This window comes from Agromyces intestinalis (assembly GCF_008365295.1).
GTDB classification, from domain to species: domain Bacteria; phylum Actinomycetota; class Actinomycetes; order Actinomycetales; family Microbacteriaceae; genus Agromyces; species Agromyces intestinalis.
Window position 1 is genome coordinate 1,378,621 of record NZ_CP043505.1, and the last position, 22,442, is coordinate 1,401,062.

Below are 22,442 nucleotides of genomic sequence, written 5' to 3' on the forward strand. Positions count from 1 at the left end.
TCATACCCCCGCCGTCACGCGCACCCGGTGCTCGAACCCGAACACCAGGGCGTCGGGTTCGAGGTCGATGCGCTGCACGGGTTCGCCGCGCTTGCCCGTGACCGGGTCGGCGGCGAACAGCAGCACCTCGTCGACGAGTTCGGTGCCGGGCAGCGACTGCAGTACCGAGTACACCTCGCCGGCGAGAACCGGCCGACCGAACGGCCACCCGGTGCCGTCGGCTCCGCCGTGCGCAGCGTCGAAGTAGCGGTACAGCGCCTGCACCGCCTGCTGTCGCAGCGGCTCGACGGCGACGCGCGGGCGGGCGACGAGTTTCGCCACGATCGTGATGCCCTGATACAGCGGCGGCTCGATCGCGACGCGCGCGCCGACGGTGCGGCGGGTCTCGAGGTCGTCGGAGATGAGCTGCAGCACCTCCTCCGACGGGATCAGGTCGGAGAACTCGACCCGCCCGTCGTCGCCGACGGCGGCCGACGGCACGACGAGCACGCGTACGCCCTGATCGGAACCGGAACCCGACGCGGCGACCGCGCGCACCCGCGCGACGCCCGGAGCGGCGCGCTTGGCGAGCTGCTCGTAGTCCTCGATCGTCACCGCGCGATCGAGCGTGCGCAGCGACAGGGGGCCGCGGGCCTTCGCCTCCTCGACCGTCTCGCCATCCACGCCGTCGTGCGCGGCGACCCGGTTCTCGGCGCCGCGCACGAACGGCACCGTGGTGCGCAGCACCGACAGGGCGCCGGGCGCCACATTGCCGCGGGATCCGCCGCCGACCCGGTACTGCCGAACGCGCAGCGGGGCGCCCTTCGCGGGCACCGCCCCGAACCCGCGCAGCGAGCCGTCGGCCTCGCGCACCGCGGGCGGGAACGTCACCACGCCCCGGGTGCGGTCGAGCCGCACGACACGGGCGTCGGGCGCCTGGTCGGCGAAGTCGTCGACCTCGATCCACTCCTCCCAGCCGGGGCCGGCGCCGACCTCGACGGTGAACGGCGAGCCGTCGTCGACGATGGGCCGTACGGAGAGCGCGAACTCCTGCCCGGGCACCCCTTCCGAGAGCCCGAGGATCTCGTCGTCGACGGTCGACGCGTGGATCGCCGTCGTCACCCCGCCGACCGTCGCCCCCTCGGCCGAGCGCACGAGCGGCGACGCGCTGTAGGTCGGCACGTCGGCCTCGCGCTCGACGAGCCGAGTGCGCAGCCATCCGGCGCGCTCGCCGGCCAGGCTGGATGCCACGTGCCCGCGCGGCACGATGACCACCACGTCGCCCGCCTTGTTGAGCCCCCCGGTCTCATCGCTCACGACGTCGCACGCGCTCCAGCCGTCGCCGGTCCAGGCCTCCCACTCGATCGGCGGGTCGAGCGGGTCGACGCCGACGCCGCGCACGGCGCAGTCGAGTCGCAGCGAGATCGCGAGCCCGGGCGCGGGCTGGTCGAGGCCGAACAGCAGCGCGTCGCCGATCATCGGCGTCTTCTGGAAGGCGTCGATCGTCTCGCCGCCGAGGCGCGTGTCGCGCACCCACGGCTCGCCGCCGTCGGGGTGGGTGCCGATCAGCTCGAGCGAGCGCGGCGGGATCTCGAGGTCCTCGACCGTGGTGAACACGATCGGCTCGACGCGCTCGGTGCGGGGCGTGCCGACCTCGGCCCGGGCCGGCACTGTGACCGGCTCATCGCGCGGCGCGGCCAGCCAGAACACGAGGTCGACCGAGGCATCCGTCGGCGGGAACAGCGACACCCCGAGCAGGTCGAGGAATGCGAGGTAGAGCCGGTCGGGCACCCGGTTGAGCCGGTACAGCAGTTCGTCGGTCATGAACGCGAACGCTTCGATGAGGGTCACGCCCGGGTCGGACACGTTGTGGTCGCTCCACTCGGGGCAGCGCAGGGCGATCATGCGCTTCGCGTCGTCGACGAGGTCTTGGAAGCGGCGGTCGTCGAGGTTGGGTGCGGGCAGGGTCATGAGAAGCCTCCAGGCGATCGGCCGAATTCCGACGACGCAGACGATGCGGATGGTGCAGACGACGCGGACGATGCGGACGACGCACCGGCCGAGGGCGACGAGGACGATGACGAGCCGGATGTCGCGGCCTCCGCTTCCCGCGGGATCACGTAGAACGGGAAGACGAGGTTGCGGGGGTCGTTCGTGCCGAGGATGGTGTACCCCACGTCGATGAGCAGCACCCCGTCGTCGGCGGCCTCGAGCGAGACGGCAACCCGGTCGACGTCGATGCGCGGCTCCCAGAACCGCAGCGCGGCCCGCACCGCGGCGCCGATCGCGCCGGCGGTCGACGCGTCGGCCGGGGCGAACACGAAGTCGTGCACCGCGCAGCCGAACTCGGGCCGCATCGGCCGTTCCCCCGGCGCGGTGGCGAGAATGAGCCGGATGCTCTCCTCGATCTCGCGCTCGTCGGAGGCGAGGGCGATGCGCCCGGTCGCGTCGGCGTGCACCGGGAACGCCCAGCCCTGTCCCACGAACTCCCGTGCCATCCGTCGCTCCTTCCCGTCCCGAACCCGGCAGCGCCGCCTCAGTTGATGTTGACGACCGCGCCGCGCACCGTCGTCGGGCCCGACGCCGAGAGCTCAGCCGACGCCTGCCCCTTCACGGCGACGCTGGTGCCCTGCAGTTCGGCGGTGCCCTGGCTCTTCATCGAGAGCGTCGCGCCTTCGATGGTCACGCCGCCGGTCGCCTTCACCTCGATCGACGAGGCCGACAGCTTCAGCGCCCCCTGGTCGGCTTTCACCGTGGCATCCTGCTTGGCCGTGACCATCACCGGCCCCTCGGAGATGATCTCGATGCCCTTCTGCGAAGTCTGCGTGAGGGTCACCCGCTGGGCGCGTTCGTTCGTCGAGATCTCGAGCTTCTCGGTGCCCGACTCCTCGGTGAACACGACCTCCATGCCGGTGCGCGAGGTGAACGAGCGCCGAATGACCTCGCCGTTCTTCTGCACCGCGCCCCAGCCGTCGATCGGAGTGTCCTTGCCGTTGAACAGACCGCCGATCACGTACGGCCGGTCGAAGCGGCCGCCCTCGAACGCGACGAGCACCTCGTCGCCGACCTCGGGCAGCACGATCGCGCCGCGGTCGCGTGCGGCGCCGGCCTGCACGGTGCGCGCCCACCCGCTCACGTAGTCGGCCGACAGGTACGGAAAAGTCAGCTTGACCCGCCCCTGCGCGTCGGGATCGTCGATGTCGCTCACGAGCGCCGAGACGACACCCGGCATGCGGGCGCTCTCGCCGGCGGCCCAGCCGCCGTTCGCGACGCCGAAGAGCGAGCGGTCGCTGGCGTTGCTCACGATGAGTGTGGTCGTGTATCCGACTTCGGGCGAGAACTCGTGCACCGCCTCGGTGGTCGTGTACCGCCCGTCGAACGGCGCACCGAATCCCTTCAGTGCGACCGCGGTGCCGCTGCGCAGCTTCGCGCTGCCGCGCACCGTCGCCTCGATCTCGGCGAACCCGCCCGCGATGCGGTCGGCGACGGCCTTCGCGAGGCGGTCCTGGGTGGGTGTCTGCCCGTCGCCGTCGGGGGCGACGTAGGTCGGCCCGTTGAAGGTGCCGGCGACCTTCTCGGGTGTGACGGTGGGCAGCTCGACGACCGTGGTCTTCGCGGGCGCCGTCGAGACCACCGCCTGCTTCTGCACCGGGTCCCAGCCGCGCACCTCGACCTGGGGCACCTGGCTCGCCGAGGTCACGGTGGCGCGAAGTGCCAGCGTGTTCATGCCGTGCTCGATGACGACGGGGTCGTCGCGCGCCGACTCGGCCCCCTCGGGTGCGTCGCCGGCCGGGGTGGGCGGCGCGAACACGAGCCCCTGCTCGCCGACCGAGAACGTGCAGCCCGTGGCATCCGCGATGCGACGCAGGAACACCCAGTCGCTCAGGTTGTCCTGCGTGACGTGCGCGAGCACCGTCGCGGGGGCCTCGATGCGCGCGACCTTCACGCCCGCGCGCTGGGCGACCTCGCGCACGATGTCGGCCGCCGTCTTGTCGACGTAGGCCGCGACGCGGCGCCCCCGGAACAGCCGGTGCGACCGGTCGAGTCCGCGCACGCGGGTGCGCAGCACACCGGCGAGGTCTTCGCGGTCGAGCGCGGTCACTTCGCCGTCGAGCAGCTTCGCCGGCGGTTGCGGCCCGTTCTCGGACACGGTGAGCACGACGGATGACCCGATCTTCACGCCGGCGTCGTCGAGCACGGTGCCCGCCGGGTCGGTGAACTCGAGCTCGAACGAGTCGGGCAGGTTCGCGGCGTCGGTGATGCGGCTCATGATCAGGCGGGTCGCGACCGTCGACGCCAGCGGCCGCCCGTCGATCGAGACGAGCAGCAGGCTGGTGTAGGTGTCAACCGACGACACGGGCCACCTCCGCTCGCGCAGCCTCGCGCCCGCTCGGGCCGGCAAGCTCGTCCCCCGACGGCAGGAACACGCTGCGGCCGGGCAGGAGCCGGATCGGGTCGTCGATGCCGTTCACCTCGGCGACCTGCCGCCACAGCGCGGCGTTGCCGTACTCGCGATACGCGATGCCGGCGAGCGTGTCGCCCTCGTGCACGACATGCACGCGCCGGGGCTTCAACCCGCCCGAGGTCGGGTTCTGCTTGGCGGGGGCGTCGGCGATCTCCTCGAGCGCGACCGTGCAGACGGCGCGCAGCGGGGTGCCGGTCGGCGAGAACAGCGTGTACTTCGCCGACACCGACTTGATGTAGCCGACGAATCCGGCCAGCACGCCCCAGGTGAACCGCACCCACGGCGGCGACGGGGTGTCGCCGCGCTGCGAGTCCTTCGTGGGCGCGCACGCCTGGAACAGCTTCTCGACCCGGGCGACGACGGTGTCGCCCCCGCCGCCGCGGGTGTCGTCGAGGAACAGCTCGACCGACAGCTTCTGCGGGTCCGGCCCCTGGTAGGTCGCGGGCGGCGCCGAGGACGCCTTCTTCTGCTTCTCGACCTTCCACCCCGCCGACTTCGACATCGTGATCTCCTTCGGGTTCATCTGGAACTCGATGGAGCCGATCTTCGGCCCGGGCACGCCCGGGGTCTTGCCGGGTTCGAGCAGTTCGATCGACGCGTGCGTGAGGCTCGCGCTCGAGGTGTCGGTCTTGGTGACGGGCATGGCGATCCCTCCTCCCCTACTCTCCGCTGATGCCGTGGTGGGCGAGTTCGAGGGTCTCGGTGAGCACCTTCGGCTGGTCGGGCGTGAGCGACGGGCCGCTCCACCGCACGGGCACCACCTGCGAGAGCTGCCAGCCGGCGATCTTCTCGCCGATCGCGTTCTGCGCCTCGATGACGGCCGTGCTGGGCGTGATGTTCGGGGCCTTCGAGATCCAGGCGAGGATGGGCTGCGAGGTGCCCGACCCGACGGGGCGCGACAGCTTCACGTTCGGGAACTTCAGCCGGGTCGGCAGCTGCCATACGAAGCTGTTGTTGCCGCCCTCTTCGCGCGATTCCATGACGACCTCGACGCCGAGCCCGTCGCAGCTCGAGAACTCGCCGAGCTGCTCGCCGTCGATCTTCACGACGTAGCTGACGCCGACGGCGATCTTGGTGTCCTCGATCATCGCGCCTCCCCTCCTAGATTCCGTCGATGCGGATGCCGCGTCGTTCCCGATCGAGCAGCAGCTCGGCCTTCAGGCGTCGCACGAGCGGGCCGTACAGCCGCCCGGCGAGGGTCTCGATGGCGGCCGGGTCATCGGCCGCGGGCGCGGCCGGCGCGGCGGTCGCGCCGGTCGCAGCGGACGCGGCCCCCAGGTCGCTGTCGTCGGATGCCTCGGTGATCGGCGCGGTCGCCTCCGCTCGCTGCACGACGGGCTGCGAAGCGGATGCCTCGGGTCCGTCGAGCACGGCGGCAGGTGCGGCGGCGCCGGCACGGGATGCCTCGTACGCCGCCGTGGCGGCGGCCCCCGCCGCGGTCGCCGGCGACGCGGCGACCGGCAGGGCGGGCGACGGTGGCCGCTGCGGCGCTGCGATCACGAGGCGTTGCACGGCCGCGGGCGAGACGGTGGCGATGGACGGGCCCTGCGCGATGCCGGCGGACGACGTCGTGCTCGATCGCGGCGGCATTGCGAGCACGTCGGTGCGGAGCGCGGGTGCGATCGTGGCGGCGACCGGCGCGCCGGTCGCGGGGGAACGCGGGGCGACGGGCGCGGCAGACGCTGCCGACACCCGCTGGACGGAGGGTGTCGCGCCCGGTGCCGTCGAATACGACGGTGTCGGGAGCGGCACCGATGCGGCGAGCTCCGGTGAGGCCGTGACGCCGTTCGCCCCGTCACCCGCCGCGGCGGCCACCGGGTCGGCTTCGGCGGGCGAATCGGGTTCGGCCTGAGCCGCGGATCCGACCTCGGCCGGATCCGCGGCGCGCTCCGAGACATCCGGTCGGAACACCCGCTGCACCCATGCGGAGAACCCGCCGAGCCGCTCCGACCCGCGCCCCGCGCCGGACTCACCGCGCCCGCCCTCGGCCGGGGACGCGTGTTGCCGCTCACCGCCGGGGCGAGCGGCAACGAGCGACCCCGACGAAAGGGGTGCGTGGCCGGTCGGCGTGGCGCCGAGGGGCGTCCGCTGGATCGGGACCGCAGCGGCGCCGGGTCCGGCCGAGGCGTCTCGAGAACCCGTCGGGGACGCGTGTTGCCGCTCACCGCCGGGGCGAGCGGCAACGAGCGACCCCGACGAAAGGGGTGCGCTCGCGCCGGGGGCGAGCACGACCGCGGGAACCACTCGTTGCACGGCGGCAGGGCGGGGGCCGGCGACGAGCGCCGGCTCGATCCGTCGCTGCGAGAGGAGCGGTGCCGAGGCGGTCGCGGGCGGTGCGACCTCTGCGACGTCGGTTTCGACGACCTCTGGCTCGGTGCCGGCCTTCTCGACCGCGTCCTGCGCGACGACGGACTCGACGGATCGCTGCACGAGCGGCAACGCCCCGTGCGCCGGCGTGTCCACGCCGAATTCCGACGCGGCCCGCGGGTCCGCGGCGACATCGTGGTCGGCGGACACCGCGGGTGTCGTCGGCGACGCGGAGGCGGCCGGTTCCGAGCGGGGAGCTGTCGGCGTGCCGCGGTCGGCGCGAGCCGCCGATTCATTCGCCGGTGTCGCCGCGACGGGGGTCCGCTGCACCGGCCCGTCGGGCTGCGGCCAGCGCGTGCCCGGCGGGAGCGGTGCTCCGAGTCCGAACCGGCGTGGCTCGACCGGCGCCGCCGATCGCTGCACCGGCGTCGCGGCGGCGAGCGCGCCGGAGGCCGCGGCAGGCACGGAGGCGCCGAGCGTCGGGACGTCGACCGACGGCGTGTCGGGCCCCGACGCCTCCGTCGACGACGCATCCGGCTCCAGCGCCCCGGTCGAGGCGGCGCCCTCGACGGCCGGCTCGGGGTCCGTCGCGGCGACCGACCCCGCGCGTGCGCCTGCGACCACCGGCATCTCGACGGGCGGCACCGACGCCGCCTGCGCGTCACGCGCGGTCGGCGCCTCGACGGCCTCGCGCTGCACCGGCGCGACCGGAGCACCCGCCGCAGCAACCGGACCCGCGGCATCCGCCGCAGCCCGACCCTCGTCGGCCCCGGCGACATCTCCGAGCGTCGGAGCATCCGCCGCCGCGGGCTCCTCATCCGCGATCGTCGGAGCAACCGCGAGTACCGGAGCCGGCGCCGGCGCCGAGGCATCCACGACCCGCCGCTGCACGGGCACCGACGTCGCCGCACGCTGATACGGCGCGCGCAGCGTCAGGTCGGCGGCGGTCGCGCGCGGCACGGGCGCGCCGAGCCCGGCCGGTGTCTCGGCGACGGTTCCGGCGGGCGCCGAGGCATCCACCAGGTGGGTGAGCTCGCCGACCGAACCCGACAGCGACCGGGTGGGCAGCCGGTCGACCCATCCGGTGCGCAGCGTCGCCGGCGGAGCATCCGATACCTGACGCTGCAGCGGCGGCAGGAACGCCCAGCCCGCCGGTGAGTACGCGGGCGGCGCAGCAGCCCCGGCGGGGCCGTCAGACCCGCCCGCCCCGGCAGACCCGGTCGCCCCGTCGCCCGGCGCAGCCGAAGCGGGCGTCGACGGCGAATCGGCCGTCGACGCCCGACGCTCCCAGGGCCAGCGCATCAGCGCTCCTCGGAGAGCCTGGTGTTGATCGCGGCGATCTCGTGCACGTACCGCAGACGCTGCGCGTGCTCCATGTCGAGGATGTCGCCGAGCGACCAGTGGAAGTGGTAGGCGACGTACGCGACCTCCTCATGGATGCGGTCGGCCGGGTACGTCATGATTCCCCCAGGCGCCCACCCGCGAGGTCGGCGGTGAACCGGTGCGAGCACTCGGGGCACGTCACCGCGATGCGGGTGTGCCCTTCGGCGTTCACCCGCCGGTAGAAGTCCTGCAGGAACGCCACGTCGCTGGCGAACATGTTCTCGATCACCGACGCGTCGACCGAGCCGAGCGAGCCGAGCGAGGTGATCACCCGACCCAGCAGCACGACCGTCGTGTACGCCGGATTCTCTTGCACTCGCGCGTCGTACAGCGGCAACAGCTCGTCGCGCGCCGTCGCGAGGCGCATGACGCCCCGCCGGTGCACGGTGCCGTCGGCGCCGACGTACCCGCGCGGCAGCTCGAACGCGAACTCGGTGCGCATCACCCCGTCGTCGGCCGAGGAGGTCGAGGAAGGCGCGTCCGCGGCATCCGACCCCTCGAGACTCGGCCTCCCCTCGAGATTCGGCCTGGTCGCGATGACGCGTTGCACGTCACACCACCTTCGACTCGTCGTAGCAGACCACGAACTTCTCGGTCGCCTGCTCGGTCGCGCCCGCCTTCAGCGAGTTGACCTCGACGCTGCGCACCCAGCAGTTCGCGAACTCGTACTTCTTGAGCGGCGACCCCTCGTAGTCGAGCAGTTCGACCGCCGCGGTCTTGCGCGCGCCGGCGACGTCGCCCTTCATCACCACGCCCAGCCAGTCGGAGATCGTCTTCGAATCGGTGAGCCCGCGGGTCACCGTGAACTCACCCGCCTTCGGGCGGCCCATGAGCTGGATCACGACGTACTTGCCGTCGGCGAGCTGCTGCTTCAGCTCGATCTTGTCGACCTCGTTCTTCAGGCCCGACACCTCGGTCACCTTCGGCACCTCGATGCCGTCGATGGTGACCTTGAAGGCGTAGGCCGGTGACGAGTCCATCGCATCTGCGAGTGCCATGGTGTGCTCCTATCCGATTTCGCTGAGATGGTCGTTGGTCGGTCGTGGTCATTCGTTGACGAGGCTGGTGCCGCCCGAGAACTGCGACAGCTCGAAGATCACGAACTCCGCGGGCTTCACGGGCGCGACGCCGATCTGGCAGACGACCTGGCCGGCGTCGATGACCTCCGCCGGGTTGGTCTCCTCATCGCACTTGACGAAGAACGCCTGGTCGGCGGTCGCGCCGAAGAGCGCGCCCTTGCGCCACTCGTTCACGAGGAACGCCGAGATCGACCGGCGCAGCTTGCCCCAGAGCGCCTGATCGTTCGGCTCGAAGACGGCGAACTGGGTCGCCCCGAGGATGGACTTCTCGAGGTAGTTGAACAGGCGCCGGATGTTGACGTACCGCCAGGCCGGGTCGCTCGACAGGGTGCGCGCACCCCAGACCCGGATGCCCCGGCCCGGGAACGCCCGCAGCGCGTTCACGCCGATCGGGTTGAGCAGCTCCTGCTCGGTGCGGGTGAGCTGGGTCGCGAGTTCGACGGCACCGCGCACGACCTCGTTCGCGGGCGCCTTGTGCACGCCGCGCTCGGAGTCGTTGCGCGCCCACACGCCCGCCATGTGTCCCGACGGCGGCATGAACCGGTTCGAACCGCTGACCGGGTCGAGCACCTTGATCCACGGGTAGTACAGGGTCGCGAACTTCGAGTCGTATCCGGCTCCCGTGCGGCGCCACTCGCGCACCTCCTGCGCCGAGAGGTCGGGCGGCGGGTCGAGGATCGCCATCCGGTCGCCCATCAGCTCGCAGTGCGCGATGATCGCGAGCTGCACGGCCTTGACCGTCTCGAGGGTGATCGCCTTCTGCTCGTAGGCGGCCATCAGGTCGGGCACGGCCACCATGGTGACCTCCTCGATCTCCTCGAGGCCGCCGAAGCCGGTGCGATCGGCGGGGCTGCCGATGTAGTTCGCGGCGGAGACGCCGTCGAGCACGATCGGCTGCTCATCGGGCTCGGGGATCGCGAGGTCGAACGTGCCGGTGCGCGGCGTGACGCCGGCCGATGCGGGGTCGAGCTCTTCGACGGTCACGAGCTTCGACTCGGCGGTCACCTTCGACACCACGTACGCGGCGCTGTCGGGCTTGGGCGAGACCTGCTCGTACACCTCGGGCGAGCGGCCCTCGGCCGTGACGACGAGTTTGAACGCGCCCTCCTCGACCTCTTCGCCGCCCGGGTCGGCGATCTCGACCGAGATCGGCTTCGCGTTGGGCGAGGCGTTCTTCGCGGTGAAGACGTAGTTGCCGATCGTGGCGGTCTGCGGCCCCGCGGCGAGCTGCTTGGGCTCGGCGCGCTTGCCGCTGCTCTTGCCGCCGCCACCGCCGCTCGCGCCGTCGGTCGCAACGCGCACGACGTAGCAGTTGCCGCCGCCGTTGAGGAAGTACCCGTAGACCGAGTACGCGAGATACGCCCCGGGGTACAGGCCGCCGAACGTGTCGACGAACTGGGTCCAGTTGCTGACCAGGGTCGGGGTGTTCTCGGGGCCCTTCGGCGCCATGCCGACGAAGGCGGCCACCGCGGTGCCCACGCCCTCGATCGGCCGGGTGGCGGCTTCGATCTCGTTCACGTAGACGCCGGGAGAGAGGTAGGTGGGCATCGGATGCTCCTTCGCGGATCGCTGCGGTACGCAGGCTTGCGGCAAGCATCGAACGGATGCCGCGGCGCGGCGTGGTCCGCGGGGACGTGCGTGCGGGTACCCGTCGGTGCGCGATCGGGCAGGCCCCCGCTCCGCGAGGGTTTCCGTTCGGCGGGCGTGTTGCCGTTCCTGCGGGAACACTCGGCATGGAACGGGAACGCTCGGGGCAAGCGGGCCCGGAAGGCACGCTTCGCGAGCCTTCGGGCAGACCCGGCGCCGGGTGCTTGCCGCAGCGACCGAACCGCGCCCACCGTGGAATGTGGCCCGAGTCGCTCCTCAGCCGGGCGCCGCCGAAGGCCCGGCACCGAACCGTGCGTCGCGGGAGGCGCCGACTCCGGCGGTTGCGCCCGAGCGCGAACCGGCCGCCGGGGCGCCCCAGCGGTCGGGACTCCTGCGCATGCAGGCGACCGCCGGCAACGCGGCGGTGGCGCGGCTCATGGCCCACGCCCGCGCGGACACCGGGCTGCGCACGGCGAGTCCGCCGCCATCCGTCCCGGCGGCGGCCGTCGCGGCGCGACTCGAGGAGTCCGCGGCGGCCGGTCCCTTGCCGGCCCCCGAGGTCTCGTCGGTCGCGCCGGCCACCGAGCCCGCCGCACCGCCAGCGCCGCCACCCCCGCCGACGGCTCCGCCGTCCGACCCGCCGCCGCTCGTATTGCCGGTCGACGCGCCGACCGACGGACAGCGCGCACTCCTCGATCATCTGCGCACCGAGCACGCCGGCGCATCCGGGCGTCTCGCGACGAGCGTGGGCGCGCGGCTGGCCGACATCGACGCCGCACGCGACGACCAGTCCGCGGTGGTCGCGGCCGCCGAACGGGCGGCGCTGGCCCGGGTGACAGATCAGGCCTCGGCATCCCGGGCGACCATCACGGCCGATGCGAATGCTGCGGCGGGAACGGTGGCCGCCGCCGCCGCCGCGCAATCCGCGGCGATCGACGCCGACCGCGCCGCACAGGGGCAGGCCGCGCGCGACGCGGTCACCGATCGGTCCGACACCGCCAGGGCTCGCGGCGACGAAGCCGCAGAGCGGTCGGTCGCTGCCGCCGACACCGGCGCCGAGGCGACTCGGGCCGACGCCGCGAGCCGGATCGGCGAAGCGCGCGCCCGGAGCAGCGGGGGCACGGCCGCCGATCCCGAGGTGCGCCGCGCACAGCAGCATGCCGGGGCCGAGCTCATCGACGACACCGGAGCCCGGGTCGGCGAGGCTGCCGAGTCCGCCGCGACGCAGATGCATGCGCAGGCGCAGGAAGTCGCCGGCGGCGCCAGAGGGATCGCCGATCAGCTCGGCACCTCGCTCGCCGAGCAGGGCACGGCCGTGTCGAACCAGCTGGACGGCCAGGCCACGCAGGCGGCGTCGGCCGTCGCCTCGGCGGCGAAGTCTGGCTCCGGGTCGGTGGCGTCGGCGCGGGACGCCGCGCTCGCGAACGCCGGCCGCACGGCCGACGGCGCCGTCGCACGCATCCGCGGGGAGGCAGCCCGGCAGCAGGCCGCGCTGCAGCGCGCAGCCGAGGACGCGAAGGCGTCCGTGCGTTCGGCCGCGGAGTCCGCGCAGGCCGAGGCCGCGGCCGACCTGGCCTCGGCCGGATCGCAGCTCGTCGCCGCGCCGCTGGGCACCGAGGGCACGGCCACCGCCGCAGCCGCGGTGGCACAGCACGTCTCCGACGGGTTCGGCGCGGTCGAGGCTTCCCTCGGCACGATGACGACCGACGTCATCGGCGCGCTCGGCGAGGCCGGCGCCGCCGCGGCCGGCGAGCTCGACGCGGCATCCGATCGGGTCGGCAGCGCCCTCGAGCGCGGCGGCGCGACGACCGCGCAGGGGCTGGCCGGCACGGCGGCGTCCGTCGGCGCCGGGCTCGCCCAGGTCGGCCAGCAGCATCGCGGCGCGGCATCCGACACCGTCGCCAGGCTGAACTCGGCCGGCGATGCGACCCTCGCGCAGGGCGAGTCGGCGCTCGGGGACCTGCTCGCGCAGCACGAGGGCCGACTCGACCAGACCCGTTCGGAGGTCACCGCACGCACCGGAGAACCGGTGTCGTCGCTGGACTCTCGCGTCGAGAGCGCACAGGCACGGGCCGCGGAGCGAGCCTCCAAGAGTTGGCTCGAGAACCAGGTCGACGACCTCGTGAGCTCGGTGTTCACCTGGGAGTTCCTCGCGGGCCTCGTCGTCGGCCTGCTGGTGGCCGTGATCATCATCGGCACGGCGGGCACCGCGACGCCGTTCGTCATCATGGCGGCCGGAATCGCGGCGGGGGCCGCCGGAGCCGCGGCCGGCACGATCACCCACAACGCGCGCGAGGGCAAGTCGGGCACGGCGCTCTTCGACGATGTGCTGCGCAACTCGCTCATCGGCGGGCTCGCCGGCGGCGTGGGCGCGGGCGTCTACCTGTTCGGTGCGGGGGTCGTGGCCGGCGCGGGGCTGACGGGTGGATGGGCGATCGCCGGCGGCATCATCACCCTCGAGGCCGCGGCGATCATCTCGAACACGGTCGCGAACGTCGCCGCCGGTCGCCCGTGGGACGAGAACCTCCTGACGGCGATGCTGCTCGCACCCCTGATCGAGTTGATCGCCGGACGGTTCACGCCCAAGGGCCGCCCCGAGCCCGAGGTGCCAATCCGCCCCGAGGATCCGGTGGTGCCGCGCAGCCCCGGCCCGGAGGAGCCGGTCGCACCCCGTCGGCCGACGCCCGACGAGCCTGATCGCCCGGTCACCCCTGACGAAGAGGACCCCAGGCGGCCACGGCGCCCGAAGGACGAGCCCGAGCGTATTCCGGAAGGCGTGACCGACGAGGATGTCCACATCGAGGACGAGTTCCGGCCGGCTCGCGACCCCAACGACCCCGAGGTCAACCCTGGTGTCTGCTTCCGAGCCGGCACCGTCGTCGCCACGCCGTCGGGCGACGCGACGATCGAGTCGCTCCGGCCCGGCGACGTCGTGCTCGCGGTGGAGCTCGCGACGGGGCTCGTCGGTCCCCGGCGCGTCCTCCAGATCCACCGGCGCACGACCCGCCGCTGGGTCCGCATCGTGGCCGGGACGACCATGCTGCACGCCACGCCGCGTCACCCGTTCCGCACCCGGTCACGCGACGGGTGGGCGGACGCCTGGGTGGATGCCTGGGTGGATGCAGCGCAGCTCGAACCCGGCGCCGTGCTCGTCACGGCGTCGGGCGAGGTGCACGTCGAGCGTGTCGAGTTCGTCGAGCTCGATGCCGAGGAGGCGACCCACAACCTCACGGTCGAGGCCGACGAGAACTATCTCGTCGGCACCGCGCGTGTGCTCGTGCACAACCTCACCGAGTCGCGGCTGGCCTACCTCAGCCGGCCCGGCTACCGGAACTACACGCTGCGCCGCAACGGCGTCGTCTACTACTCGGGCATGGCCGGGCCGAACACCACGCGCGCCGACCTCGAGGGTCGCCACAGCCGCAACCGCAACCGCTTCCGACCCCCGGCCGACGAGCTCGTGTTCGAGCCGGGTACCCGCGAGTACGGCGAGTCCCGGCTCATGGAGCAGCGCCTGGCTGAGCAGCACGACACGATCATCGGCCGCGACGGCGAGAACTACCGCGGCAACCGGCAGGAGCCGCTCGCCGCGGACAAGCTGCCCGAATACCTTGAGTACGAGCAGTTCAAGCGCGGCTGCGGATAGGAGGCGGCCATGATCTCGGCGGATGACGCGGCGAACGCGCTGGCGGCGGTCGCGCGCTCCTGGGCGGACGCGACCGGCGACCCGCCCGGCCTCGACGACCTGGCCGGGCTGCTCCTCTGGGGCCTCACGCCACTCGCGCGGCGGCTCCGGCCCGAACCCGGTTTCCTGGCAGGTCTGCGAATCGAGGTCCGCCCCTCGTCGGGCCAGACCGTCCGCGGGTCGGCCGCGGTCGACCGCCCCAGACGGCTGGGAGACGTCGACGACGCGGTCGTCGTCGACGTCGAGGACGCGTTCGACGCCCTCGTCCCGAGGCGCGGTGCCGACGTCTCGCTCGACGACGTGCTCACCGCGCTCGGCGCCGGGCTGGCGGAGATCGAACCGGGCCTCATCGACGGGATCGACGAGGCGACCTGGGCGAGCGTGACGGCGAGCACGCGCGAGCGCCGCGAGCCGCAGCGCGGCGACGTGTTCGCGATACCGGTCGACCGAGGCCGATACGCGATCGGCGTGGTGCTCGGCACGAACACGTTCGGCACCGCGCTGGGCCTGTTCGCCGGGAGGCACGCGCCCGAAGTCCCCGACGCGGCGCCGCTCCCCTACCCGGTGTACCTGCGGGAGGGCGCCTGGGACGACGGCGATTGGTCGCCGCTCGGCCGCGACGCGACGCTCGCCGACCGATTCCCCGCCGACCCGCCGATGCTGCACGCGCCTGGCGCGGCCGCAGGGCCGCACGGCGCCGCGGAGACGCTCGACGGGACGGTCGACCCCCTCACCGCCGAACAGGCCGAGGCCGCGGGGGTCGAACGGCCGACGTTCCGCCAGGCGTTCTCGGGCTCGCAGCTCGAAGCGTTCCTGTCCGACAGCTGAACCAGTCGGAGCCGACCACGTGCGTCGGCGCGCGCGGCGCGACCGCGCTCAGCCGGCGGCTTCCTCTTCCTCCTCGGGCGCCTCCTCGCGCTGCACGAACAGGCCCTGCACCGGCTCCTCCTCCTCGCCGGCCTCCTCGCGCTGCACGGTCGGCGCCGAGCCCGCGTCATCCGCTGCCCGTTGCACCGGAGGCGCATCGCCCACGACGCGTGTGGCGTTCTCTGCCGCGGCGCGCTCGAACCGGTCGCCGGGATCGCTCACGCTGATGCCGCCGCCGGCCGACGTGCCCTCGACCGGGCCCGACCGCTGCTGCACCACGTGGGTGAGTTCGTGGGCGATGGTCGTACGGCCCGCGGTCGACGACGGGTCGTACGCGTCGCGCTGGAAGACGATGTGCGGCCCGACCGTGTAGGCGTGCGCGTTGACCGACTTCGCCGACTCGTGCGCCGCGGCATCCGTGTGGACGCGGACGTCGCCGAAGTCGGCTCCGATCCGCTGCTCCATGTCGGCGCGCACCCCGGGTTCGAGCGATGACCCGCCCGAACCGATCACGTCGTGCACGGGCGAGCGCTGCTCCTCGACGAGGTCGCTCACGGCACCGTTGCCGGCGTCGCGCTGCAGGCGCAGCATCGCGTCGCGCCCGAGCACCTCGGGCCGGCGGTCGGCGAGCCCGGCATACGACGGCGAGGTCTCGCGCGCCGGCTTCGGCTGGAGCGCCGGGTCGAACCCGTGCTCATCGTCGTGGATCCGCATGGTGCACCTCCGCGGTCGTTGCCTCCATTGCACGCCCGCGCGCGGGTGCCGCGGGCGGGTTCGTCCCGAACGTCCGTGGACGCTGCCCGATCGGGCACCCGATGCGGCGTGGCATCCTCACGCCCCCGTGACCTCGGCCCAGTACCGGCCGAACTCGCGCTCGACGACGAGCCGCCCGAGCTTGCGGTACTCGCCGTGCACGGCGGTGACGAGGTGCTTCATGCGCACCACGCCGTGATCGGCGGCGGCCAGGTAGGCGGCGGTCACGGCGGCCGACCTGATCGCGCCGCCCGCCAACTCGAACGCCTCGCCGAGGAACACCAGGTCGATGTCGTCGTCGCGCTGCACGCGCGTGCCGAGGCTGCGGTCCCACAGCCGGCTGCGATGCTCGGCGTCGGGCATCGGGAAGTCGACGATCACATCGAGGCGGCGCGTGAACGCCTCGTCGATGTTGGCGCGCAGGTTCGTCGCGAGGATCGCGAGGCCGTCGAACGTCTCCATGCGCTGCAGCAGGTAGGCGCTCTCGACGTTCGCGTACCGGTCGTGCGCATCCTTCACCTCGCTGCGCTTGCCGAACACCGCGTCCGCCTCGTCGAACAGCAGCACCGCGTTCGTGCCGGCCGCCGCACGGAAGATGCGCTCGAGGTTCTTCTCGGTCTCGCCGATGTACTTGTCGACCACCGTCGACAGGTCGATGACGTACAGGTCGAGGCCGAGCCCGCCGGCGACCACCTCGGCCGACATCGTCTTGCCGGTGCCCGAGTCGCCGGCGAACAGCGCGACCACGCCGTGCCCGCGCCCGCCGCCCGGCCGCATCTCCCAGTCTCCGAGCACGCGTTCGCGGTGCCGGGCGCGCAACTCGATCTCGCGCAGCGCGGTGAGCGGAGCGGCGGGCAGCACGAGGTCGCCCCATCCGACGTTCGGCACGACTCGGCGGGCGAGCCGATCGAGCGCCGACCCGTTCTCGGCGCGCGCCCCCGCGGCCAGGTCGGCGGGCGTGATCGTGCCGGTCGGCGAGAGGGCGGCCTGGGTGCGCGCGGTCGCCGCGGCACGATGCACCTGCTCGGGCCGCAGCCGGAACTGCGCGGTCGCGGATGCCACGTCGAGTCCGTCGGCGGCGGGCCCGAGCGCCGAGCGCCAGATCGCCGAGCGCTCCTGCGTGGTGGTCGCCTCGACGTCGGCGGCCGCCGGCACGTCGCGGAACCACGCCGGGTCCCACGAGGACTCCCCCACGAACACGGTGGGCTGCGGCGAGTCGGCGAGCACCCCGATCAGGTCGGCATCGATGTCGGTGGTGATGGGCGCGGCGACCAGCACCGCACCGCGCAGGCGCGCCTCGCGCACCGCGAGGCGCGCCAGCGCGAGCCGATCGGGTTCGCGCGCCAGTCGCGCCAGGTCGACCTGCACCGCGTCGAGGCCGAGGGCCCGCACTGCGCGCAGCGCCACCGCCTCGCCCGATCCGGTCGCCGGCTCGCGCAGGTGCAGCAGGCGGATGCCGGCCTCGAGGGCACGGCGGACGCGCGCGTCGTCGCCCCACACGAGCTCGACCGATCGGCGCAGCACCCCGTCGAGGGCGCGGTCGGGCGTGTCGTCGCCGAGCAGGTGCCCGACGACCCGGTCGGCCACCCGGATCGCCCGGCCGGGCAAGGGTCTGTCCTCGTCGTCGAGGGTCACGAGTCCGGCCGTCACGAGCGGACCCGAGAGCAGCCTGGCCCGGTCGTCGGCGTGCGTGAGCGGTGCGCCGCAGAGCTCGAGGGCGACCGACACCGAGGGCCTGCGCCGGCCGACATCGTCGTTGAGGTAACCGAAGAACCGCTCGAACCGCGGGTCGAGGTCGGCGGCGAGCGCGATCACGAGCAGGTCGACATCGAGCGGAGTGAGGCGGAACGCCTCGGCGAGCCGCCGCAGTCGCACGGGGTGTCCGGCGGCCTCGGCCAGGTCGGCGGCTTGCTCGCACACCTCGAGCCGTTCCGACGAGTCCGACCAGTCGGGGATGCGCGGCCCACCGGCCAGCAGCCGGTCGATCAGCTCGTCGCTGAGGTACAGGCCCCGGAACGGGTCGTCGGGCTGCGGGTCGGCGGCGCGGCGCGCGGCGACGAGGCGGCGGATGCGATCCTCGATCGCGCCGAGCCGCCCGAGCAGGTGCACGACGCTCGGGTCGTCGACCACTTCAGCCTCCCGTGGGTGCGGGGCGGAACGTGTCATCCTGGCTGCCGAATCCGATCGCGTCGAACTGCGCACCGACCCCGCCCGTGACAGGCGGGCCGACCGGGTAGCTGATCGCCCGGGCGAGCGGTGCGGTGACGACCACGTCGAGTGACGGCTTGAGCTCGCCGCCGAGCGACGACCATACGTCGGCGAACGCGCGGTCCTCGGGCGGCGGCATGGCGAGCGCGAGCGAGCAGGGCTGCCCGGTCTCGGCGATGGTGTCGACCACGAACGAGTCGGGGATCGCGTCGTACCTGAGGAAGCAGCGCAGCAGCGCGTCGAGCAGCCGGTGTTCGTCGTCGGGCCGCTGCGTCCACGCGGTGACGAGGTACGAGAGCTTGTAGAAGCGCGGCGCGGGCACACGCGACGTGACGATGCCGCGTTCGTCGCGGCGCTCCATCCAGCCGTACTCGCGCCGGCGCACGTCCTCGCGGATGTCGTAGAGGAACAGGTCGACGGTCGGTGCGTTGCGCCGCGCCGCCCACTCCTTCGTCGGGGCGTCGAGCGCGACGTCGATGTCGGCGGCGATGCCGTCGGATTCCTTGACGAGCTTGCGCAGCGCCTCGTCGATCTCGCCGATCATGCGCGTCCCCTGTTCCTATCCGCCGCGGCCGACCAGGTTGGGCGCCATCGCCGAGCGCGGCACGAGCAGCAGCGTGTTCGCCGATCGGATGTCTCCGAAGAGTCCGTCGGGGTTGTGCATGACGAGCTCTCGCTGGCCCAGGATCTCCCAGCGCCGCACGAAGACGGCGAGCCGCGCGCTGGTCTGCCCCTCGAGTGCCGCGCGCACCACGCCCGGCAGGTCGGCTGGGGCGCCGTTGCCCCACCGCAGTTCGATGCGCGCGCCCGGCGGCAGGTCGACGGCGTAGGCGCCGACCGCCTCACCCGTGGTCGCGACACTCGGCGTGACGACGATCGACGGCTGCAGCAGCCGGAAGGGCGCGCGGTCGGCGTCGATCCAACCGACCGGCAGGGTGCCGTCGCCGGGTTCGGGTTCGGGCTCGGGAGCCGGATCCGGTTCGGGCAGCGGGGTCGACGGCGGCGCGTCGAACTCGAGGCGCGCCCCCGACACGGCCACGTCACCGTCGCGAGGCGGCACCGGGGACGGTGCGGGGAAGCTCGGCGGCGGCATCGAGAGGGCCAGCGCGAACTGCACGGATGCCCCGGGCTGCGCGAGTCCCGTCACGGTGCACGTCGCGGTCGCGGCATCCCAGGACGCGCAGCCCGAGTCGGCGGTCTTGGTGAGGAATCCCGGCCAGGTCACCTGCAGGTCGACCTCGAGGCCCGGCAGCACCGCACCGCCGGCCTCGCGATTGACCGTCACGATGGCGATGAGCTGCTTGCCGCCCGTGTACCCGGGCGAGTGGTCGAGGGCGATGTCGACGCCGATCTCCGCCTCGATGCACGTGACCGGCTCCTCGTCGGGTGCGACCCAGTCGGTGGGCAGGGATCGGGCGCTGTCGCCGTCGCGCACCTCGAGGTACGCCGCCTCGGCACGCACCACCCCGGTCGCGATGGGTTCACCGGCGCCGACGACCTCGAACTCGAGGTCGATCACCGCCGATGAGCCGGGCCCCTCGAGCCGGATCTCGCAGATCGCGCCATCCCAGCTCTCGCATCCCGTGGGTGGCCCGGTCGGCTCGAGGAAGTCGGGCCACGTGATCTCGATCCCGACGTAGAGTTCGCCGAACGGCTCGCGCCGGAGGTCGAGGGCGATCGCCTCGCGGTCGACGATGATGCGGGACTCGAGGTCGGGCCCCAGCGGCCAGACCAGCTCGCGCTCGAGTGCCACATCGATCGCGATGAACGGAGGGATGCCGCGCACGGTCTCCTGGTCGGGCACGATCCACTCGGGCGGCAGCTCGCGCTCGGCCTGACCGTAGTAGTCGAGCTCGGTGAGCGTCGCGCCCTCGGCACGCACGACGCCCTCGGTCACGCCGGCGCCGACCGCGAAGGTCACCCAGATCGTCACGGGGACGTCGGGCTCCGGCAGGCTGACGACGCAGATCGTGCCATCCCACGTCTCGCAGCCGATCGGGTCGGCCACTGGGGTGAGGTAGGCCGGCCAGGTGAGCGCCACGCCGGCCCGCAACTCGTAGTAAAGGTCGCCGTCGTAGCCCCGCGCGGCACGGTTCACCACGATCTGCGCCCCGAGGTACGGGCCGTCGGTCCACACGTAGTCGTGCGAGAGGATGACGTCGAGCGTCACCAGTTCGTCGTCGATGAGCACCGAGTCGTAGGCGTAGTTCAGCCACCCATCGGGGGCCTGGAACCGCTCGCCGTCGAAGTCGAAGATCGCAGCGAGCTGGGCGACGTAGGCCGAGTGCCACCCGCGCTCGCGCGGCGGCTCGAACTCGACCGTGATCTCAGTGCTGGATCCGGGCGCGTCGAGGCCGGTCACGGTGCAGATTCCGGCGGCGTACGACGCGCACCCGACCGGTTCCCCGATGGGCACGAGGTCATCGTGCGCGGTGATCTCGAGGTCGATCGAAAGGTTCGGCATCGTCATCGAGCCTGCGGCGTGCGCGAGTTGGATGGTGCCGACGATCCGGCTGGTGCCGGTGGTCGACACCTCGGGCTGCAGCTCGAGCGACATGGGGAACGGATCGTCCTCCACGACGAGCCAGTCGGAATCCGAGCCGACCCACTCGGGGAAGAGTTCGTCCTCGTCGTATCCCTCGCTGGCGAACACGCCGATGAGCGAAGTCCCGGTGGCACTGACGGTGACGGGGCCCGCGGAGCCGGACACCGCGTCGAACTCGAGGACGACCTCCTCGGCGTTCTCGGCGCCGCTGACCAGCGGTTCGACGATGCACTCGGGCGGATCGGAATCGCACCCGACCGACGTTCGCAGCGAGAGCGACGAGGGCCAGTCGAGCTGGAGGCCGACCCGGTACCAGTCGAAATAGCCATCGAGGCGATGGGATGCCTCGAGCCGAATCCGCACCTCGACGGTCGGGCCCCCCGTCCAGGCGAACTTCGGTGTGACGGTGACGTCGACCGAGACGATGGACGCGATCGCCTCGATGTCGACGTCGCTCGCGAACATCCACGCGTCGGGCATCGGGTACATCTCGAGTCCGTAGGGGGTCTCCCACCCCACCTCGCTGTCGCCCGGCGTCGCCGCGACCACTCCCTCGGCTTCCTCCGACGGCATCGCGAGCCCCATCGTGACGACGCGTTCGCTGCCCGGCTCCTCCATGCCGCCGACTCGACACCTGATGCCGCCGCCGGGATCCGGCGTGGTCGAGTCGCACCCGACCGGCGGCGCCGCGGTGAACCCCGGCGGCCAGCTGATGATGAACTCGATGCTCGCGGCCTCGATCGTGCCCCGGGTCTCGGTCGTGGCATCCGTCCAGTTCGTGATGGTGAAGGTCGCCGTCTCGTCGGGCCCGTTCGTGCGGTGCCACCACTCCTCGAGTTGGACGCGCACCCTGAAGAAGCTGTCGAGGACGTAGTAGCCCACCGAGTCGTAGCCGATCTCACCGTACGGGTGGCTCGGCGGCGGGCCGCCTCCGTCGCTCGTGCCGCCCCAGTCCGAGTACCCCTCCGGCAGCACGAGCTCGCCGCCCCCCTCGTCCGGCGGGCGGATCACGACGACCGCCGAGATCGATCCGTCGAGCGGCGACGAGCTGCAGCACGCGGGCACCTCCGACGGCAGCGTGAACGGCATCTCCACCTCGTCGTCCGCGCCGTTCTCACGCAGCGAGTCCAGCAGGCACTCCCATCCGGGCGTGAGCTGGTCGGCGGGGTCGGGCGACGGCGCCGGGAAGTTCGATTCGGGGTACACCCACCCGTCGCACTGTCCCGCCATCTGGCCGAACGTCGGCCCCCGCACCGGCCCGTTCCACGTCAGCACGACCCCCACGATCGTGCCGTCCGGCAGGCTGTCGGCACGCGGCGTGCGTGAGATCGACACCCGGAACTCGAGGTCGTCGTCGCCGCGCTCGAGGTTCGCCGGGAAGTTGTGCGTCCGAATGTTGTCGTACTGGTCCTGCAGCTCGACGTGGACGTCGAACAGCGGATCGGCCTGGTGGTCGAACGGCACCACGCGCGCCTCCGCCGACGGCGCCCCGCCGACCGCCGATACAACGACCGCGGGCGCAGCGAGGAGGGCGACGACCGCAACGGCGACCGTCGACGCGAAGCGAACTCGGCTCACGGCGTC

At 72.9% G+C, this 22,442-nt stretch carries 16 protein-coding genes; 2 read left to right on the forward strand and 14 right to left on the reverse strand.

The genetic code is table 11. The features are described 5' to 3' along the window. Genes FLP10_RS06400 through FLP10_RS06445 form a run of 10 tightly spaced genes read right to left on the reverse strand, consistent with a single transcriptional unit; the run spans nucleotide 1 to nucleotide 10,761 of the window. Nucleotides 1–1,950, reverse strand: a complete 1,950-nt coding sequence (locus FLP10_RS06400) for a putative baseplate assembly protein (protein ID WP_149160114.1) — start codon at nucleotides 1,948–1,950, stop codon at nucleotides 1–3. After that, a complete protein-coding gene (locus FLP10_RS06405) occupies nucleotides 1,947–2,477 on the reverse strand; it encodes a GPW/gp25 family protein (protein ID WP_149160115.1) in 531 nt (176 codons plus the stop codon). The genes FLP10_RS06400 and FLP10_RS06405 overlap by 4 nt, the downstream gene beginning before the upstream one ends. Before the next feature lie 38 nt (nucleotides 2,478–2,515). Beyond that, a complete protein-coding gene (locus tag FLP10_RS06410; protein WP_168209118.1) occupies nucleotides 2,516–4,336 on the reverse strand; it encodes a VgrG-related protein in 1,821 nt (606 codons plus the stop codon). Then, on the reverse strand, nucleotides 4,323–5,087 hold the full coding sequence (locus FLP10_RS06415; RefSeq protein ID WP_149160117.1) for a CIS tube protein: 765 nt from the start codon (nucleotides 5,085–5,087) through the stop codon (nucleotides 4,323–4,325). The genes FLP10_RS06410 and FLP10_RS06415 overlap by 14 nt, the downstream gene beginning before the upstream one ends. A 16-nt stretch (nucleotides 5,088–5,103) precedes the next feature. Then, entirely contained in the window at nucleotides 5,104–5,532 is a 429-nt protein-coding gene (locus FLP10_RS06420; protein WP_210418488.1) for a phage tail protein, read from the reverse strand. Between the two features lie 13 nt (nucleotides 5,533–5,545). Then, complete coding sequence (locus tag FLP10_RS06425) at nucleotides 5,546–8,053, reverse strand: hypothetical protein (protein WP_149160118.1); 2,508 nt, start codon at nucleotides 8,051–8,053, stop codon at nucleotides 5,546–5,548. Next, complete coding sequence (locus FLP10_RS06430; RefSeq protein WP_149160119.1) at nucleotides 8,053–8,211, reverse strand: DUF6760 family protein; 159 nt, start codon at nucleotides 8,209–8,211, stop codon at nucleotides 8,053–8,055. The genes FLP10_RS06425 and FLP10_RS06430 overlap by 1 nt, the downstream gene beginning before the upstream one ends. Next, nucleotides 8,208–8,684, reverse strand: coding sequence for a hypothetical protein (locus FLP10_RS06435; RefSeq protein ID WP_149160120.1), 477 nt, complete (start codon nucleotides 8,682–8,684; stop codon nucleotides 8,208–8,210). The genes FLP10_RS06430 and FLP10_RS06435 overlap by 4 nt, the downstream gene beginning before the upstream one ends. A gap of 1 nt (nucleotide 8,685) precedes the next feature. Next, nucleotides 8,686–9,132, reverse strand: coding sequence for a phage tail protein (locus tag FLP10_RS06440; protein ID WP_149160121.1), 447 nt, complete (start codon nucleotides 9,130–9,132; stop codon nucleotides 8,686–8,688). A gap of 48 nt (nucleotides 9,133–9,180) precedes the next feature. Then, on the reverse strand, nucleotides 9,181–10,761 hold the full coding sequence (locus FLP10_RS06445) for a phage tail sheath family protein (protein ID WP_149160122.1): 1,581 nt from the start codon (nucleotides 10,759–10,761) through the stop codon (nucleotides 9,181–9,183). Nucleotides 10,762–11,197: 436 nt separating this feature from the next. Here FLP10_RS06445 and FLP10_RS06450 point away from each other — a divergent pair, with 436 nt between their 5' ends. Both FLP10_RS06450 and FLP10_RS06455 read left to right on the forward strand, forming a co-directional pair. Beyond that, nucleotides 11,198–14,446 (forward strand): Hint domain-containing protein, encoded by a 3,249-nt coding sequence (locus tag FLP10_RS06450; protein ID WP_149160123.1) that lies wholly within the window; start codon nucleotides 11,198–11,200, stop codon nucleotides 14,444–14,446. A gap of 9 nt (nucleotides 14,447–14,455) precedes the next feature. Beyond that, nucleotides 14,456–15,313 carry an Imm26 family immunity protein gene (locus FLP10_RS06455; RefSeq protein WP_149160124.1) on the forward strand — a complete coding sequence of 286 codons (858 nt, stop codon included), beginning with the start codon at nucleotides 14,456–14,458 and terminating at the stop codon, nucleotides 15,311–15,313. Between the two features lie 48 nt (nucleotides 15,314–15,361). On the opposite strand, the gene FLP10_RS06460 is transcribed toward FLP10_RS06455, so the two are convergent. The 4 genes from FLP10_RS06460 to FLP10_RS06475 all read right to left on the reverse strand — a co-directional run bounded on the left by FLP10_RS06460 (nucleotide 15,362) and on the right by FLP10_RS06475 (nucleotide 22,436). Then, entirely contained in the window at nucleotides 15,362–16,066 is a 705-nt protein-coding gene (locus tag FLP10_RS06460) for an eCIS core domain-containing protein (protein WP_149160125.1), read from the reverse strand. 117 nt (nucleotides 16,067–16,183) lie between these two features. Continuing rightward, nucleotides 16,184–18,235 carry an ATP-binding protein gene (locus FLP10_RS06465; RefSeq protein ID WP_246150229.1) on the reverse strand — a complete coding sequence of 684 codons (2,052 nt, stop codon included), beginning with the start codon at nucleotides 18,233–18,235 and terminating at the stop codon, nucleotides 16,184–16,186. Nucleotide 18,236: 1 nt separating this feature from the next. Next, on the reverse strand, nucleotides 18,237–18,857 hold the full coding sequence (locus FLP10_RS06470; RefSeq protein ID WP_149160127.1) for a Pvc16 family protein: 621 nt from the start codon (nucleotides 18,855–18,857) through the stop codon (nucleotides 18,237–18,239). Nucleotides 18,858–18,872: 15 nt separating this feature from the next. Next, nucleotides 18,873–22,436 (reverse strand): hypothetical protein, encoded by a 3,564-nt coding sequence (locus tag FLP10_RS06475; protein WP_149160128.1) that lies wholly within the window; start codon nucleotides 22,434–22,436, stop codon nucleotides 18,873–18,875. Nucleotides 22,437–22,442 lie beyond the last annotated feature (6 nt).